This is a genomic window from Sphingomonas sp. (assembly GCF_035317925.1).
GTDB lineage: Bacteria > Pseudomonadota > Alphaproteobacteria > Sphingomonadales > Sphingomonadaceae > Sphingomonas_I.
In genome coordinates this window covers 1-16,111 of sequence record NZ_DATHFV010000235.1, presented here as the reverse complement: position 1 = coordinate 16,111, position 16,111 = coordinate 1, and the positions used below count along the sequence as shown (strand labels likewise).

The window sequence follows — 16,111 nt, the reverse complement described above, 5'->3', positions numbered from 1 at the left end:
TGCTTGGCCTTGTCGGCATAAGGCTCCCACTCCATCGCGAAGCCATTATCGGGATCGACCGACCCGTCCTTGGGCGGCAGATCGCGGACATGACCATAGGAGGCCAGCACCCGATGGCCGGGTCCGAGATATTTCTCGATGGTTTTGGCCTTGGCGGGGGATTCGACGACAACGAGCTTCATGAGGCTGGTTTTTTATCCTTACGTGTACGCGCGATGGTGAAGAGCCGCAGACCGGTGCGTCAAGGGCCTGATACAAGGACCTGATATGGGCGCTAGCGGGCTAAACGGAAGCTTGCCATAGTTTAAGCCGATGCTGCCGCCCGATCCCATGCTGCTTCAGGCCTTCGGCCTGCTCAATGCCGGGCAGGAACAGGAGGCGCTCGCGCTGTTCCAGCAATTGGCCGACCGGCAGGATCCCGGCGCGCTGGCGACCCTGGCCGAACTGAATTGGCAGGGCGGCCTGCTGCCCCAGAATTTCGCCGCCGGACGCGCTTTCTATCAGCGCGCCGGCGAAGCGGGTCATGTCGGCAGCGCGATCTATGCCACCAACCTGCTGGCGCACGGCTATGTCGGCGAACGCAATTGGGGCGAGGCGATGGCGCGCCTGCGCCATGAAGCCGGACACGATCCGGCGCGCGCCGAAATAGCGGCTTTGCTGGCAGCGCTGCCGCTGACCAAACAGGGCGATCCGGCCACGCTGCCACGTGGAGACCGCGTGAGCGAGTCCCCCGATACCCTGTTGTTCAAGGACGCTTTTTCGCAGGCCGAGTGCGACTATCTGATCCGTATCGCCGAACCGGATTTCCAGCGCGCGCGTGTGCTGGAGCAACATAGCGGAACCGAACGGATCGACCCGATCCGGACGGCGGACGAAGCGCATATCCACTGGCTGAACGAGAACCCCCTGATCCATGCCTTCAACCGGCGGCTGGCGGCGCTCAGCGGCACCCAGGCCGATCAGGGAGAGCCGCTGCAGATCCTGCGCTATCGGCCTGGCCAACATTATCTGAACCATCTCGACTATATCAACGGCGCCGCCAATCAGCGGGTGAAGACCGCTTTGATCTATCTCAACGAAGCCTATCTCGGCGGCGAGACCAATTTCCCGCGCCTGGGCAAAAAGGTGCGGGGCTGGACCGGGACGGTCCTGGTGTTCCGCAACGCCTTGCCCGACGGACGCGCCGACCAGATGTCGGAGCATGCCGGACTGCCCGTAGGCGAAGGGACCAAATATCTCGCGAGCCGCTGGATTCGCGAGCGCACGTTTGTGACCCCCTGACTATTCGTCCAGGCTGACGCGCGCGCCGGCATGACGCGCCAATCGTCCGGCGAGCTCGAGTTCCAGCAATATGATGTGTACCGCCGCCGGCGGCATGCCCGACTGGCGCACAAGTTCGTCGATCGCGACGGGACTCGGACCGAGCAGCGTGACGATGACGCGTCGTTCCTGATCGCCGATATCGCCGGAGGCGGCGGCGGCGAAGTCCGGCGCCGGCGCAGCGACATGATTCTGACCGAAAGGCCCGAGTGCCTCAGCCACATCAGCCGCGGACTGGACCAGGGTAGCCCCTTCACGGATGAGCTGGTTGCATCCTTGCGCCCGCGGATCGAGCGGTGAGCCGGGCACCGCCATCACGTCCCGCCCATAGTCCGCCGCGAGCCGCGCGGTGATCAGCGAACCCGATTTGGGCGCCGCCTCCACCACCACCGTCCCTTGGGCCAGACCGGCGATGATGCGATTGCGCGACGGGAAATGGCGCGCATGCGGCTCGGTTCCCGGCGGCTGTTCGGACAAGACCAGCCCGCGCGTCATCATGTCGCGCTGCAGCGCTTCGTTTTCGGGGGGATAAAAGATGTCGATCCCGCCGGCGACGACGCCGATCGTGCCGGTCGCGAGCGCGCCCTGATGCGCGGCGGTGTCGATCCCCCGCGCGAGACCGGACACGACCACATGGCCGAGCATCGCCAGATCATAAGCCAGCTGGCGCGCGAAGCGGACCGCCGCCGCCGACGCGTTGCGCGCGCCGACCATCGCCACGGTCGGGCGACCAAGCAGCGAAAGGTCGCCGGCGGCGATCAGCACCGGGGGTGCATCGTCCGCCTCGGCCAGCAATGCCGGGTAGAGATCGCGGCCATTGAACAGATAATACGCACCTGAAGCGGCCACCCGGTTCGCCTCGCGCTCGACATCGGCTAGGCTCGGGATGAACGGCGTGCGCCCGCCGCCACGACCGGCAAGATCTGGAATCGCGTCGAGCGCGGCCTGGGCCGATCCGAAACGGCGAAGAAGCTGGCGATAGCTGACCGGCCCGACCGAAGCCGTCCGGATCAGCCGCAGGCGCGCCAATCCGTCGGCGTCGATTGGATCAGCCCTGGCCACGCTCGCCGATGCGCGGCTCGGTCCCTTCGATCAGCCGCTCGATATTGGCGCGATGGCGCCAGAGCACGATCAGCGCCAGCGCGAGGAACATCAAGGTCAAATCTACGCGGAAGAAATAGGCCGACGCCACCGGCGTCACCGTCGCCGCCGCCATGCCGCCGACCGAGGAACGACGCGAGATCAGCATCGCCAACACCCACGCCGCAAGCGCCACCAGCCCGGTCGGCCAATGGAGTGCTAGCGTAATGCCGAGCAGGGTCGCGACCCCCTTGCCGCCCCTGAAACGGAGCCAGACCGGGAACAGATGGCCGAAGAAAGCACCGACCGCCGCGATCGGGCCGCTGCCGGGACTCACCGACTCCGCCGCGAGTACCGCAGCAGCGCCTTTGGCGCCGTCGAGAAGCAGGGTCATCGCCGCCAGCCCCTTGCGGCCGGTGCGCAGCACGTTGGTCGCGCCGATATTGCCCGAGCCGATCGAACGCGGATCATCGGCGCCTGCGATCCGCGTCACGATCACGCCGAACGGGATCGAGCCGAGAAGGTAGCTGCAAACCAGAATGAGTGCGGGCAACGCCCAGCCGTCCACCGAAAAATTCCCCCTATTCGGCAAAGGATTACGCATTCGCCCAAACGGCGCAACTAAACTAGATCAATATAACCAAGACGGGCCATTCCCCGCAGATTTGCGCCGAATTGGCGCTTCTACCAAATAAAAAGGGCGGGCCAATGCCCGCCCCTCGTTTTGGCGAAAAGCCCAGCGATCAGAAGTCGTTGGCGTAGGCCTCGTTGCCGACGAAACCCATCCTGGTGACATGCGCATGCTTGGTAACCGCCAGCACCGAATCCACCGTTTCGTACCGCGCATCCGACGCCGGGCGCAGCTGCAATTCGGGAATCGGGTCAAGCGTCTGCGACTGGTCGAGATAGCGGCGCAGCGTGACCAGATCGACCGGCGTACTGTTCCACAACACCTGACCGGTGTTGGTGATGGCAACCTCGTTCCTGATTGGCGGGGGGGCAGGCCTGGGCGGCGGGCCGGAGGGCGTATCCACCTTCACCGCGTGGGTCTGCATCGGAATGGTGATGATGAACATGATGAGGAGCACCAGCATGACGTCGATAAGCGGCGTCGTGTTGATATCCATCATCGGCTGGTCTGCAATTACACTGGAGCTCATGGCCATATCGAACCACTCCTCTATGTCCGCTCATGCGGTCATGGGATGATATATGATATCCTCTGGGTCGACAATGAGCCATCTTTAGGCACAAAAATGGGGGCGGACCAGATGGCCCGCCCCCATTTTCTTGCCGATCGCGAAGGCGATCAGAAGTCGTTCGCGTAAGCCTCGTTGCCAACGAAGCCCATCTTGGTGACTTGCGCGCGCTTGGTGACGGCCAGCACCGCGTCCACCACCTCGTAACGCGCATCCGGCGCCGGGCGCAGGTGCAGTTCGGGGGTCGGGTTCTGAATCTGCGACTGATCGAGATATTGACGAAGCGTGATCAGATCGACCGGCGTACCGTTCCACAGGATCTGACCGGTGTTGGTGATCGCGACCTCGTTCTTGGTCGGCAGAATCGGCGGCGGCGGCACATTGGTCGGCTGCGGCAGATCCAGCTTCACGGCATGGGTCTGCACGGGGATCGTAATGATGAACATGATGAGGAGCACCAGCATGACGTCGATAAGCGGCGTCGTGTTGATGTCCATCATCGGCTCGCCTTCGGCGCCGCCGGTGCTCATAGCCATTGTCGTCTACTCCTGAATTCGGCGCTTATTCGACCGCGGCGTGATACATGCCGGGATCGGGCTGCGAGATGAAGCCGACGCGGGTGAAGCCGGCACGCGACACGTTGGTCATCGCGCCGCCGACGCATTCCCAGCGGGTGTCGATATCGCTGCGGATATGGACCTCCGGCAGCGAATCCGCGGTGATGTGCGACGGACCGCCCAGCTTGTCGATCTCAAGCTTCAGCTTGGCGACGGACCTGTCGAGCAACTCCTGCGCGGTGATCTTGGTCTGACCCCAGAAGACCTCGCAGCGGCCGTCCTTGCCGTTACGCACCGAGAGAACGACATTCTCCGGCTTGCTGGTGGTCGGCTCGTAAGCAACCTTCGGCAGGCGAACGGGCACGGTCTGGATCACGACCGGCACGGTGATCAGGAAGATGATCAGAAGCACCAGCATGACGTCCACGAGAGGCGTCGTGTTGATGTCCGACATCGGGGCGTTATCTTCGGCATTGCCGACACTCATCGCCATGGAGCGAATTTCCTATTCTGTTTGGCGGACGGCATGGCCGCCACCGTTGAAGCGGCGGGCGAGGCCGAAACCCCGCCCGCGCTTCCCATTAGGCCTTCGGCGCAGTCGAGGTCGGTGCCTTGACGGCCGGAGCCGACACGGTCTTCGCCGCGGTGAGCTGCGGGCGCAGGGCGCCGTTCGACACCATGTAGGCGTGCAGATCGGTCGCGAAGACGCCAAGCTGTTCGCCTACGACCTTGTTGCGGCGGACGAGCCAGTTGTAGCCGAGCACGGCCGGAACCGCGACGACGAGGCCGAGCGCGGTCATGATCAGCGCTTCGCCGACCGGACCGGCGACCGCGTCGATCGAGGCCTGACCGGCGGCGCCGATCTTGATCAGCGCGCGGTAGATACCGATGACGGTACCGAACAGCCCGACGAACGGCGCGGTCGAACCGACGGTCGCGAGGATCGCGAGACCCGAGCCGAGACGCGAGTTGATCGAGGCGGTCGAGCGCGACAGCGAGGCGCCAACCCACTCATGCTGGTCGACCGGGTCGATCAGCTTGGTGTGCTGGTCCTGCGCGAGCAGGCCGTCGTCGACGATCTGGCGATAGGCCGAGTTACGCTCCAGCTTGTTGGCGCCGTCCTTGATGGTCGGCGTACCCCAGAAGCTGCTGCGAACGCGCTTATACTGGTTGAGGATCTTCTGCTGCTCGAACAGCTTGGCGAACAGCACGTACCACGTCGAGAGCGACATGATCACGAGGATGATGAACACCGTCCAGGCGATGATACCGCCCTGGTGCAGCGCGGCCATCAGGCCGTACGGATTGGAATTCGCGGCTGCAGCGCCGGCGGCGGGAGTAGTCATGGTCTCAACAGTCCTTCTTCGTATAGGTTGAGCGGCGCAGGGCGATCATCGCCCCGCCCCGCGGCCAGCGTCATTCGTTAGGTATCTGCCAACGGAAGCGGCGCGCGTCCGAGGATTTGATCGGATTGCCTGCCTGATCCTTGGCGGGGGCATAGCGCCCGCGGCGGGTGACGAGACGGCAGGCCGCTTCGTCCAGATCCGGGGAACCGCTCGATGCCGTGATACGGCAATTCTCGACGCGGCCCTGCTCGTTGACAGTCCAGGCGATCGCGCTGACGCCCTGACGCTCTTCACGAAGCGCGCCCGGCGGATAATCGTCGGCGGTAACCCAGGATTGCGGATTGCCCTTCGCGGCGGCAGCCTGCGAAATCACCGGCGGTGCCGGCGCGGGCGTAGCAGCCACGGTGATCGGCGGCGCAACCGGCGGCGGCGTCAAGACCGTCTGGATCTGCGGCGCGAGAGTCTGCGTCTGCACAATCGGCGGCGGCGCCACGATCGGCGGCGGCGGCACATTGGTCTGCTGCGGCGGCGGTGGCGGCGGCTTCTGCTCGGGTGGTGGCGGTTGGTCCTTGATGTCCACCACCTTCAGATCCTGCGCCGCCTTCTTGATAACGTTGAAGGCAAGTCCGGTAACGAACGCATATCCGATGACGACATGGAGCAGCACAACCAGCCCGATGGAGAAAGCCTTACGAGGGCTCATTGTTGGTTGGTCAGCGTAAGCCATTAAAGAATGACACTCCCTCCGATCCGTGAGTTGGGAATACCGCCCTTTCCGGCATCCCGTCCGATACGCACGCGTCAGGCTCTGCGTCCTAGTCGCTGCACGAGCCGTGTTCCTATCGCGACGATTTGGACCATGCAAACGCTTTATGGTTGCGTTAACCGGCTAAAGGCGGATTGAATCTTTCTTTACGCTCGTGGCAAGGCTTTAAAACCATGCGTTTACCGGTTCCCTTGTGCGTGATTACGCTGATTGTCGCAGCCACGGCCTGCCCGGCCGCCGCCCCCCTTCCCTTCGGCGGATTGTCGACAGATTACAGCTATGTAGAGCTCGCCGACATGGCGCTGGCCGCGCCGCAGGTGGTCGCCGCCCAGATCGCGGAGTCGATTCCCGTGAAGGGTCCGGCGGCCGCCGACGTCCCACCAGGTGAGACACGCTATTATGTCCAGGCGGATGTGAAGGCGCTGATCAGCGGAACCGGCGTGCCGGCGCGCGTTTCCTATCTGGTCGACCTCGCGGACGACTCAAAGGGCAAGCATCGCAAGCTGAAAGGCGTTCCCGTGCTGCTGCTGGCCGGCACCACCGCGACGCCGGGAGAGCTTCAGCTGGTCGGGCCGCGCGCGCAGGTGCCGCGCACGCCCGAGAACGAGGCACGGCTGCGCGCGATCCTGACCGCCGCGATCGCGGCCGACGCGCCGCCCGCGATCACCGGCATCACCCGCGCCTTCCATGTCGCGGGGTCCCTGCCCGGCGAAAGCGAGACGCAGATTTTCCTGCGCACGTCCGACAAGAGGCCGATCTCGCTCTCGATCCTGCGCCGTCCGCACGAGGATCCGCGCTGGGCGGTGGCCTTGTCCGAGCTGGTCGACGACAGCGCGGCCCCGCCCAAACCCGACAGTCTGCTGTGGTATCGGCTCGCCTGCGGCCTGCCCCGCCCGTTGCCCGATGCCGCGGTCGCGGGTCTCTCCGCCGAGGATGCGGACGCGGCACGCGCCGATTATCAGGTGGTGCTGACCGGCCTGGGGCCCTGCAAGCGCTGAAGCGCGCTCTTTTAATTTGAGATGCGGCACCGGCCCGCACCCCCGCCCGGCCTCCCAACAGGTTATTCTATGGGAGGCCGGGTGGGGGTGCGGGCCGGTGCCGCCCCAGAAACAAAGCGCTCAATCGCGCATCATGTGGACGAAATCGCGCGCGAAGCTTTCGAGATTCGCGCCACCGTCGACATAGAGGGTCTGTCCGGTCACGGCCCGCGCGCCAAGCAGGTAAGCGACCGCCTCGGCAATTTCCTCCGGCGGCGAATTGCGCCGCAACGGCATCGCCGTCTTCAGCCTTTGCCATTGGTCGTCGTCATAATCGTCGCCGGGCAAGACCATGCCGGGTGCGACCGCATTGACGCGAACCTGGGGCGCGAAAGCGCGCGCCATCACGCGCGTCACCGATCCCAAGGCCAGCTTCGATGCGGTGTAAGCCGCCTGATCGACCGGCGGATTGGCCACGCGCTGGTCGACGATATTGACCACCGCCCCCGCCTGCCCGTCCGCGAGCGCGGCCGCGAAACCCCGCGTCAGCAGCATCGGCGCGACGAAATTGACGTCGAGATGGCGGGCCAGCGCCTCGTGCGACAGATCGGCCCACTGGCCCTCGGCGATGATCGAGGCGCTGTTGACCAGCGCGTCGGGCGCTCGCCCGAAACGTGCCTTCACCTGGGCGACCAATGTCTCGACGTCACCGGACGCAGCCAGATCGGCCGGGAAAATCGCCGATTCGCGGCCATGCGCGGCAATCGCCTGCGCCAGCGCGGGATCGGGCTCGCCCGCGCGATGCGCGTGGAGCGCGAGGTCGTAACCGGCCGCCGCCAGCCGCGCGGCGATCGCCGCGCCGACCCGGTGCAATCCGCCCGTGACCAGCGCGAGCATCAGCGGCGCTCGCGCACCAGGGTCATGCCGATCGATTCGTTCGCCTGCGACAAGGCCAGCTTGACGATCTTGACCTCGACCCGCGTGACACGCGCGTCACCGCCGAAGATCGTGTCGACGATATGATCGGCGACCGCCTCGACCAAAGTGAAGTGGACGTCGCGCGGCAGGCCGTCCTCGACCGCACGACGCAGATCGAGATAATTCTTGGACGCACTCAACGGTGTGTCATGGTTGAAACGCCTGGGCGCGGCGATGTCGGCGGTGACCGAAATCTTGAGCGGCTGCGGCATATGCGTTTCTTCGGAATAGATTCCGGTCAGCACCTCGACGACGAGATCGCTCACCTCGAGGCGCACGAAATCGCCAGCCGAGCCTGTTTCAGGCACCAGCACCAGAGGCTTGGGGTGATCGATCGCGGTCATCAGGGTCTCACTTCTGTAACGGTGGCGCCTTAGAGCCTGATCGTTGTCTGTGAAAGCGCTGCGCGCTTTCGCGGATGACGTGAATCAGGCTCTAAACAATAAAGGGCCTTGATTCACGGTTCAGGCTTTCAGCCTGAGCCGATCAGGGCCCGGCAGCCGAAGATCGGGCCTGCCAGCCGGGTTTCCTTTCGCGCCTTATCCGTTATGGGGCGCTCCCCTTCCCGTACGGAGATTGCCTTGTTGATCACGCTGTCGCCGCTTGCCGATGCCGATCCGAACGCTGTCGAATCGCTGCTCGACGCAGCCTTCGGCGCGGACCGACGCGGCCGCACGGCCTACCGGCTGCGCGAAGGCATGGCCGTCATTCCCGAATTGTCGCTGGCCGCGTACGAAGAGGACCGGCTGGTCGGATCGCTGCAATGCTGGCCGATCGCGCTGCATGGGGCCGACGGCGAGACGCCCTTGATCCTGGTCGGTCCGGTCGCGGTCGATCCCGAACGGCAGCAGCAGGGCATCGGCCGGGCGATGATGCGGGAGATGCTGGCATCGGCGGACGGGCGCGAGCCGCTCGTGCTGATCGGCGACGCCGAATATTATAGCCGGCATTTCGGCTTCATCGCCGACCAGGCCATCAATTGGGACTTGCCCGGTCCGTTCGAACGGCGGCGGCTGCTGGCGCGGACCGGCGGGCGCGACCTGCCCTACCGCGGCATGCTTGGTCCGCGACGCGAGACAAAGGGCGCCCTCCTCCGCTAACGGCACGTCCATGACCGAAAGCGCGCCGCCTCCGTCCGAGCTTGCCAGCCTGACGCTTGCCGAGATCGCGCAAGCGGTGGTCGACCGCCGCCTGCCGCCGGTCGATCAATGGAATCCGCCGCATTGCGGCGACAGCGCGATGCGGATCGCGCGCGACGGCACTTGGTATCATGAAGGCGCACCGATCCGGCGGCCAGCGATGGTTCGGCTGTTCGCCGGCCTGCTCCGGCGCGAGGAAGACGGACAATATGTGCTGGTGACTCCCGTGGAGAAGCTCGACATCGCGGTCGAGGATGCGCCCTTTGTCGCGGTCGAGGCGCAGTGTGAAGGCACCGGCAAGGATCGCCGCATCGCGTTCCGACTGAACACGGACGAGCCGGTGGTGGCCGGCCCCGCGCACAAATTGCATCTGGTCGAGGGGCGGCCTTATCTGACCGTGCGCGGCGGACTGGAGGCGGCGATCGCGCGTCCCGTTTATTACGAGCTGGCCGAGCTGGCGCTGGAGGAAGGCGATACGCCCCCCGGCCTCTGGTCGGACGGCATCTTCTTTCCGCTGGCCGCCGCATGAGCCTCGCCGATCGGCTACGCGCCGCGCTGGCGGACGCGGGCGATCATGTTGCGATCAGCGGCGACGACTATGATCGCGCACGCGGCATCTATGCGCCGGCCGCGGTGCTGGTTGCGATCACCGACCGTCCGGAGCCGGGCGTGTTGCTGACGTTGCGCCAGCCGCATCTGAGGCGTCATGCCGGCCAGATCGCGTTCCCCGGCGGGCGGGTCGATCTGGAAGACAAGGACGTGGTCGCGACCGCCTTGCGCGAGGCGCAGGAGGAGATCGGGCTCGATCCGGATCTGGTCGATGTGGTGGGGACGAGCGACCTCTATCGCATCGGCACCGGCTTCGCGGTCACCCCCGTGATAGGCGTGATCCCGCCCGATCTGCCGCTTGCCCCGCATGAAGGCGAGGTGGCGGCGGTGTTCGAGACACCGCTGGCCTTCCTGCTCACGCCGGGCAATCATGTGCCCCAGAGCATGATGTGGGAGGGGCGCGAGCGCCACTTCCACGAGATAGTCTGGGAGGACCGGCGTATCTGGGGCGCGACGGCGGCGATGATCATCAACCTCGGCGCCCGGCTGCGGGGCGCGATCGCATGATCTTGCCCGAAGCCGGCTGGCGCACGCGCGCGGACCTGATCCGCCTGACCGACGCGCTCGGCGCGGGCGACGGACTGGTGCGCTATGTTGGCGGCGCGGTGCGCGACACTCTGCTCGGCCTGCCCGTGTCCGACCTCGACCTTGCCACCGCATTGCTGCCCGACGACGTGTCGCGGCGGGTGCTCGCCGCCGGCTTCAAGGCGGTGCCGACCGGCATCGCCCACGGCACGGTCACCGTGGTGCTGCCGAGCGGGCCGGTCGAGGTGACCACGCTCAGGCGCGACGTCGAAACCGACGGCCGGCGCGCGACCGTCGCCTTTACCGACGACTGGCGCGAGGATGCGGCGCGGCGCGACTTCACGATCAACGCGCTCTCGGCCGATCCCACCGATGGCCGGATCCACGATTATTTCGGCGGGGCCGAGGACGTGAAAACCGGGCTGGTACGCTTCATCGGCGATCCGCTGGCGCGCATCGCCGAAGATCATCTGCGCATCCTGCGCTTCTTCCGCTTCCATGCGCGCTTCGGCCAGGGCACGCCCGACGTCGCGGGACTGGCCGCCTGCACCGAACGCGCCAACGATTTGATGGCGCTGTCGCGGGAACGGATCGCGCAGGAATTGCTCAAATTGCTCGCCGTGGACGACCCGGTGCCAACCGTGGCGTTGATGGTCGCGCATGGGATTTTCGCGCCGGTGCTGCCGGAAATCGATACGGACAGCGTCGCCCGGCTCAGGCGACTGGTCGCGCGCGAGCCTGCTCAGGGCGGCGATGCGGTGCGGCGGCTGGCGGCTTTGCTGCCGCCCGATCCCGCTCTGGCCGATCAGGTCGGCGCGCGGCTCAAATTGTCCAATGCCCAGCGCAAACGGCTGGTGACTGCCGCCGAGCCTGGCGAACCTGGGCCTGCCCGCGCGCTGGCCCAGGCGATCGGGGTCGGGCCCGCGCGCGACCGGCTGCTGTTGCGTAGCGCCGATCCGGCGGAAGGTCTGGCCGCGCTGGAAGGCTGGACGCCGCCGCGCCTGCCGATCGGCGGCGGCGATCTGGTCGCGCTGGGCCTAAGCGCCGGTCCGCAGGTCGCGGCGACGCTGCAGGCGATCGAGCGTCAGTGGGTGGAAGAGGATTTCCCGAACGCGGCGCGCGTGCGCGCCATCGCCGGCGAAAAGGTCGCTCAGGCCTTGCGCGCGCGGTAGAATTCGAGCGCGTTGTCCGCGGTCAAAGGCCGCGCGAAGAAATAGCCCTGCCCGGTATCGCAGCCGAGATTGGCGAGCGTGCGCTCCGCCTCGGCGGTCTCGATACCCTCGGCGGTGGTCGACATGCCGAGCGTGCGCGCGAGGCTCAGGATCGCGCGGATGATCGCGACCGAGTCGCCATTTTCATGCATGTTGGTGACGAAGCTGCGGTCGATCTTGAGGATGTCGATCGGCAGCTTCTGGAGATAGGCCAGGCTCGAATAGCCCGTGCCGAAATCGTCCATCGCCACGCGGCAGCCAAGATCGTGAAGCGCGCTCAGCACGCGATTGGCGCGTTCCGGATCGGCGATGATCGAGCTTTCGGTCAATTCGAGCGTCAGGCGCTGACCGCCGATCCCGTTGTGATCGAGGATCGTCTTGACCGCTTCGTCGACCGCGTCACGCGCAAGCTGAACCGGCGAGACGTTGACGCACAGTTTAAGCGGCAGCTGGCTGCCGTGCTTTTTGTCCCAGTCCGCGAGCGTGCGCGCGGTCGCGTCGAGCGCCCAGCGTCCGAGCGGGACGATCAGACCTGATTCCTCCGCCACCGAGATGAACTCGACCGGGGAGATATTGCCCTGTTCGGGGTGCTCCCAGCGCGCCAGCGCCTCGAATCCGGAAACGGTGCCGGTCTGGAGATGGATCAGAGGCTGGAACGCCAGGCTCAATTTATCCTGCTCGATCGCGCGACGCAGCTCGGTTTCGAGGCTGAAACGGCGGCGGGCATGGTTCGCTTCGCCCGGACGGAACAGCTCGACCTGGCCCGAATTCTTGGCGCGCTTGAGCGCGACCTGGGCATTGCGGAGCAGGTCGCCCGAACTGTGAATACGCTTGTCCCAAAGCGCGCCGCCGATCGAGCAATCGACGCGGATTTCGAGTTCGGACAGGCGGATCGGGGTCGACAGTGCGGCCTGCAGGCGCGTGGCGGCGTTGGCCACGTCATTGTCGCCCTCGGTGTGGCGCAACAGGACGCCGAATTCATCGCCGGCCATGCGGGCCAGCATGTCCCCCTGACGCAGCGCCGAAACCAGACGGCGCGCGACGGTGATGATCAGTTCGTCGCCGGCGAGCGCGCCGACGCATTCGTTGATACGGCTGAAGCGATTGAGATCGACCGCAAGGATCGCGAAGCTGCTGTCGGTGCCGTCGGTCTCGATCGCTTCTTCGAGCGCCTCGCCGAACGCCAGTCGATTGGGCAGGCCGGTCAGGCTGTCGTGCAGCATCTCGGCCCGGAGCGAGCGCGCGGTCTCCACCTCGGCGGTACGATCGACCAGGGTAACGAGCGCGCGGCGGTTTTCGCCATTGAGCGGCAGGCGTGAAAGGTGGAGGCGAAAGCTGCGTCCGCCGATGCCCGGCTGGCGCCAGTCGAGGTCGTTCTTTTCCTGGCTCTCCTCGAGGAAGGTTTTGACCGCGCTGATCAGGCCACGCGCCTCTTCGCCGTCGGCCGCGTCGCCGCCGATCCGCTGGAATGGGGTGTTGCAGGCGACAATCTTGGGCTGATCGTCATCGATCACGACCACGGCTGCCGGGATATGGATGGCGTCGAGATAACGCTGTCGCGTGATCACCATCGCCGGTTCGACGTCGGGGTTTTTCACAGACGCGAGTGCGCCCGCATTCCCAAGGGTTGCGGGACGCCTCTTGCCGCGGCTGATACTCGCAACCTGCATTGGGCTACGGATAAGCCAAAAAGCGTTAAGATTTCGTCGACTGTACCTTGATGGGACCGCTACCGAATCTGTTATCCCTCGGAAATCCGGTCGGCGGCATGCGCCCAGCGGCACCGCGCGCGGCGCGCCACGGTCCCAGATCGGTTTCGGTGCGGAAGCGGCCGCTATCGCCGCCCATCGGCCACGACAGGCCTTCCTCGAAGCGGAAGGTGGTAGCGTCCGACAAGCCGCCGTCACGATAGCGCTGCAGCTGGGCGCCCTGCCCGCGTGCCAGTTCGGGTACCTCGTTCAGCGGGAAGACGACCAGTTTCCGATTGTCGCCGATCGCGGCGACATAATCGTCCTCGGCCGGAATCGGCCGCGCAACCTTCACCGCAGCGCCACTGCGCAGATTGACCACCTGACGGCCCTTGCGCGTCTCGCCGATCGCATCCTCGGTCTTGGCGATGAAGCCCTTGCCGTCGCTCGCCGCGAACAGCAGGCGCTCGCCGGCGCGGTACGGGAACAGGGTATTGATCCCCGCCTCCCCCTCCAGGTCGATCATCAAACGCACCGGTTCGCCGAAGCCGCGCCCGCCCGGCAATTTGTCGGCGGCGAGCGTGTAGATGCGGCCCGTATCCGCCACGAGCAGCAATTTGTCGGTGGTCTGGGCGTGGAAGGCGAAGGCAGGTCCGTCGCCTTCCTTGAACTTGAGCGCCTCGGCCGAGGCGAGGTCGATATGACCCTTCATCGCACGGACCCAGCCGCGCTGCGACAGGATCACCGAAATCGGCTCACGTTCGATCATCGCCTCGAGCGGGATTTCGCGCGCCGGACCCTGCTCCTCGATCAGGGTGCGGCGGCGGCCAATCTCGGTCGTTTCCGAATAACGTTCGCGCAATTTGGCGAGATCGCGCTTGAGCCGGGTGCGCTGGCGCGCGGGGCTTTCGACCAAAGCCGTCAGTTCCTGCGCTTCCTTGTCGAGCGCCTCGCGCTCCTTGCGCAATTCCATCTCCTCAAGCTTGCGCAAGCTGCGCAACCGCATGTTGAGGATCGCCTCGGCCTGGCGATCGGTCAGCGCGAACTCCGCCATCAGGATCGGCTTGGGCTCGTCCTCCTGGCGGATGATCTGGATAACGCGATCGAGATTGAGATAGGTGACGAGATAACCGTCGACCAACTCGATCCGGTCGGCGATCTTGGCGAGTCGATGGTTCGAACGGCGGACCAGAACCTCGAACTGATGGTCAAGCCAGGCCGCAAGTGCCTGTTTCAGCGACATGACGCGGGGCGTGCGATCGCGATCGAGCACGTTGAGGTTGAGCGGTACGCGCGTTTCGAGATCGGTCAACCGGAACAGGCTGTCCATCAATGTCTGCGGATCGACGGTACGGCTGCGCGGCTCGAGCACGATCCGGATCGCCTCGTCGCTCTCGTCGCGGACGTCGGCCAGGATCGGCAGGCGCTTGTCGTTGATCAGCTGCGCGATCGCCTCGATCAACTTGGCCTTGGGCACCTGATACGGCACCTCGGTAATCACCGCATTCCAGGTGCCCCGGCCCTGATCCTCGATCGACCAGCGCGCGCGCACGCGGAACGAGCCGCGGCCGGTGGCATAGGCTTCGGCGATGGCGGCGGCGCTGTCGACGACGATGCCGCCGGTCGGCAAATCGGGGCCGGTGACGAAACGCATCAATTCGCGCGGATCGCTTTCGGGCTGGTCGAGGATATGGACCGCGGCGTCGATCAGTTCGGCGACATTGTGCGGCGGGATCGAGGTCGCCATGCCGACCGCGATGCCGGCGGCGCCGTTGGCGAGCAGATTGGGGAACAGGCCGGGGAAGACTTCGGGCTCTTCCTCCTCGCCATTATAGGTCGGCTTGAAGTCGACGGTGGCCTCGTCGAGGCCGTCCATCAGCAGGATCGCCGCCTGCGTCAGCCGCGCCTCGGTATAGCGCATCGCCGCGGCGTTATCGCCGTCGACATTGCCGAAATTGCCCTGCCCGTCGACCAAAGGGTAACGCAGCGCGAACGGCTGGGCGAGGCGCACCATCGCATCGTAGATCGAGGCGTCGCCGTGCGGGTGATATTTGCCCATCACGTCGCCGACGACGCGCGCGCATTTCTTGTAGCCCGACGCCGGATCGAGCTTGAGCAGCCGCATACCCCAAAGCAGGCGGCGATGGACCGGCTTCAGCCCGTCGCGCACGTCCGGCAGCGAACGCGCCGTGATCGTGGACAAAGCATAGACGAGATAGCGCTCGCTCAGCGCGCTATCGAACGGGGCATCTACGATCAGATTGAATGGGTCGGCGGTGTCAGTCATCGCGGGGGCGATAACAGGCCGGTGCGACGGGTGTCACTATGCCGAGCAAAAATGAATGTTGCCGCGCTTGCCACAAGCGAGCCGCGCGATAAGCTCCGTCGAAAGATAAGGGGGAAGAAATGCGCAAGGCGATCCTGATCCTGGCCTTGATCGTCGCCGGCTGCAGCAAGCAGGCGCCGGATCAGGGTCACATGGCCTCCGACATGACGGCCAATGAGGCCGCGTCGGGACCGGACGTCGCGCCGACCAACCTGCCCGGCGTCGCGCTGACCTATGCCTATTCCTTCCTGCTCCCGCCCGAGCATGTCGCCGAGACCCAGGAGCAGCACGCCATGCAGTGCGAGGCGCTCGGCCCGTCGCGCTGCCGCATAACCGGGCTCGAATATCATGCAGCGAATCGCAATGTGTGGGGCAGCCTGTCGCTCAAGC

General features: G+C 65.7%; 18 protein-coding genes and 1 pseudogene. 7 read left to right on the top strand and 12 right to left on the bottom strand.

The window, feature by feature from the left end; all coding sequences use genetic code 11:
• Positions 1 to 182 (bottom strand): toprim domain-containing protein (locus VK533_RS17105; protein WP_324379950.1); only part of this gene is annotated, 182 nt, incomplete at its 3' end.
• A 130-nt stretch (positions 183 to 312) separates the two neighbouring features.
• On the opposite strand from VK533_RS17105, the gene VK533_RS17100 reads away from it, so the two are divergent.
• Positions 313 to 1,281, top strand: a complete 969-nt coding sequence (locus VK533_RS17100; protein WP_324379948.1) for a 2OG-Fe(II) oxygenase — start codon at positions 313 to 315, stop codon at positions 1,279 to 1,281.
• Here VK533_RS17100 and dprA read toward each other — a convergent pair whose 3' ends face one another.
• The 7 genes from dprA to VK533_RS17065 form a co-directional block, all read right to left on the bottom strand.
• A complete protein-coding gene (gene dprA, locus VK533_RS17095; protein ID WP_324379946.1) occupies positions 1,282 to 2,382 on the bottom strand; it encodes a DNA-processing protein DprA in 1,101 nt (366 codons plus the stop codon).
• Positions 2,369 to 2,968: a glycerol-3-phosphate 1-O-acyltransferase PlsY gene (gene plsY, locus VK533_RS17090; protein ID WP_324379944.1), complete on the bottom strand. Its 600-nt coding sequence runs from the start codon at positions 2,966 to 2,968 to the stop codon at positions 2,369 to 2,371. Before plsY ends, dprA begins: the two co-directional genes overlap by 14 nt.
• A gap of 175 nt (positions 2,969 to 3,143) precedes the next feature.
• Entirely contained in the window at positions 3,144 to 3,566 is a 423-nt protein-coding gene (locus tag VK533_RS17085) for a biopolymer transporter ExbD (protein ID WP_324379942.1), read from the bottom strand.
• Positions 3,567 to 3,709: 143 nt separating this feature from the next.
• The gene (locus tag VK533_RS17080) at positions 3,710 to 4,135 is read right to left on the bottom strand and encodes a biopolymer transporter ExbD (RefSeq protein ID WP_324379940.1); all 426 of its coding nucleotides are present in this window, start codon (positions 4,133 to 4,135) and stop codon (positions 3,710 to 3,712) included.
• A 25-nt stretch (positions 4,136 to 4,160) separates the two neighbouring features.
• Positions 4,161 to 4,649, bottom strand: a complete 489-nt coding sequence (locus VK533_RS17075; protein WP_324379938.1) for a biopolymer transporter ExbD — start codon at positions 4,647 to 4,649, stop codon at positions 4,161 to 4,163.
• An 88-nt stretch (positions 4,650 to 4,737) separates the two neighbouring features.
• Complete coding sequence (locus VK533_RS17070; protein WP_324379936.1) at positions 4,738 to 5,502, bottom strand: MotA/TolQ/ExbB proton channel family protein; 765 nt, start codon at positions 5,500 to 5,502, stop codon at positions 4,738 to 4,740.
• A gap of 70 nt (positions 5,503 to 5,572) precedes the next feature.
• The gene (locus VK533_RS17065; protein WP_414712331.1) at positions 5,573 to 6,229 is read right to left on the bottom strand and encodes an energy transducer TonB; all 657 of its coding nucleotides are present in this window, start codon (positions 6,227 to 6,229) and stop codon (positions 5,573 to 5,575) included.
• Positions 6,230 to 6,441: 212 nt separating this feature from the next.
• Between VK533_RS17065 and VK533_RS17060 the strand changes: the two genes are divergently transcribed.
• Positions 6,442 to 7,266, top strand: a complete 825-nt coding sequence (locus VK533_RS17060) for a hypothetical protein (protein WP_324379932.1) — start codon at positions 6,442 to 6,444, stop codon at positions 7,264 to 7,266.
• Positions 7,267 to 7,386: 120 nt separating this feature from the next.
• Here the strand turns inward: VK533_RS17060 and VK533_RS17055 are convergent, their stop codons facing one another.
• The gene (locus tag VK533_RS17055) at positions 7,387 to 8,142 is read right to left on the bottom strand and encodes an SDR family oxidoreductase (RefSeq protein ID WP_324379929.1); all 756 of its coding nucleotides are present in this window, start codon (positions 8,140 to 8,142) and stop codon (positions 7,387 to 7,389) included.
• Positions 8,142 to 8,567, bottom strand: coding sequence for a FolB domain-containing protein (locus VK533_RS17050; protein ID WP_324379927.1), 426 nt, complete (start codon positions 8,565 to 8,567; stop codon positions 8,142 to 8,144). Before VK533_RS17050 ends, VK533_RS17055 begins: the two co-directional genes overlap by 1 nt.
• A 240-nt stretch (positions 8,568 to 8,807) precedes the next feature.
• Here VK533_RS17050 and VK533_RS17045 point away from each other — a divergent pair, with 240 nt between their 5' ends.
• Genes VK533_RS17045 through VK533_RS17030 form a run of 4 tightly spaced genes read left to right on the top strand, consistent with a single transcriptional unit; the run spans position 8,808 to position 11,668 of the window.
• Positions 8,808 to 9,323, top strand: a complete 516-nt coding sequence (locus VK533_RS17045; RefSeq protein ID WP_324379952.1) for an N-acetyltransferase — start codon at positions 8,808 to 8,810, stop codon at positions 9,321 to 9,323.
• Positions 9,324 to 9,333: 10 nt separating this feature from the next.
• The gene (locus VK533_RS17040) at positions 9,334 to 9,891 is read left to right on the top strand and encodes a DUF1285 domain-containing protein (RefSeq protein WP_324379925.1); all 558 of its coding nucleotides are present in this window, start codon (positions 9,334 to 9,336) and stop codon (positions 9,889 to 9,891) included.
• Complete coding sequence (locus VK533_RS17035; RefSeq protein ID WP_324379924.1) at positions 9,888 to 10,478, top strand: CoA pyrophosphatase; 591 nt, start codon at positions 9,888 to 9,890, stop codon at positions 10,476 to 10,478. Before VK533_RS17040 ends, VK533_RS17035 begins: the two co-directional genes overlap by 4 nt.
• Complete coding sequence (locus VK533_RS17030; RefSeq protein WP_324379922.1) at positions 10,475 to 11,668, top strand: CCA tRNA nucleotidyltransferase; 1,194 nt, start codon at positions 10,475 to 10,477, stop codon at positions 11,666 to 11,668. The genes VK533_RS17035 and VK533_RS17030 overlap by 4 nt, the downstream gene beginning before the upstream one ends.
• Here VK533_RS17030 and VK533_RS17025 read toward each other — a convergent pair.
• The gene (locus VK533_RS17025) at positions 11,647 to 13,305 is read right to left on the bottom strand and encodes a putative bifunctional diguanylate cyclase/phosphodiesterase (RefSeq protein ID WP_324379920.1); all 1,659 of its coding nucleotides are present in this window, start codon (positions 13,303 to 13,305) and stop codon (positions 11,647 to 11,649) included. The two genes, VK533_RS17030 and VK533_RS17025, sit on opposite strands and share 22 nt — an antisense overlap.
• A 97-nt stretch (positions 13,306 to 13,402) precedes the next feature.
• Complete coding sequence (parC, locus tag VK533_RS17020) at positions 13,403 to 15,682, bottom strand: DNA topoisomerase IV subunit A (RefSeq protein WP_324379918.1); 2,280 nt, start codon at positions 15,680 to 15,682, stop codon at positions 13,403 to 13,405.
• 119 nt (positions 15,683 to 15,801) lie between these two features.
• Here parC and VK533_RS17015 point away from each other — a divergent pair.
• Positions 15,802 to 16,111 (top strand): annotated as a pseudogene (locus tag VK533_RS17015) (hypothetical protein); the annotation flags it as partial.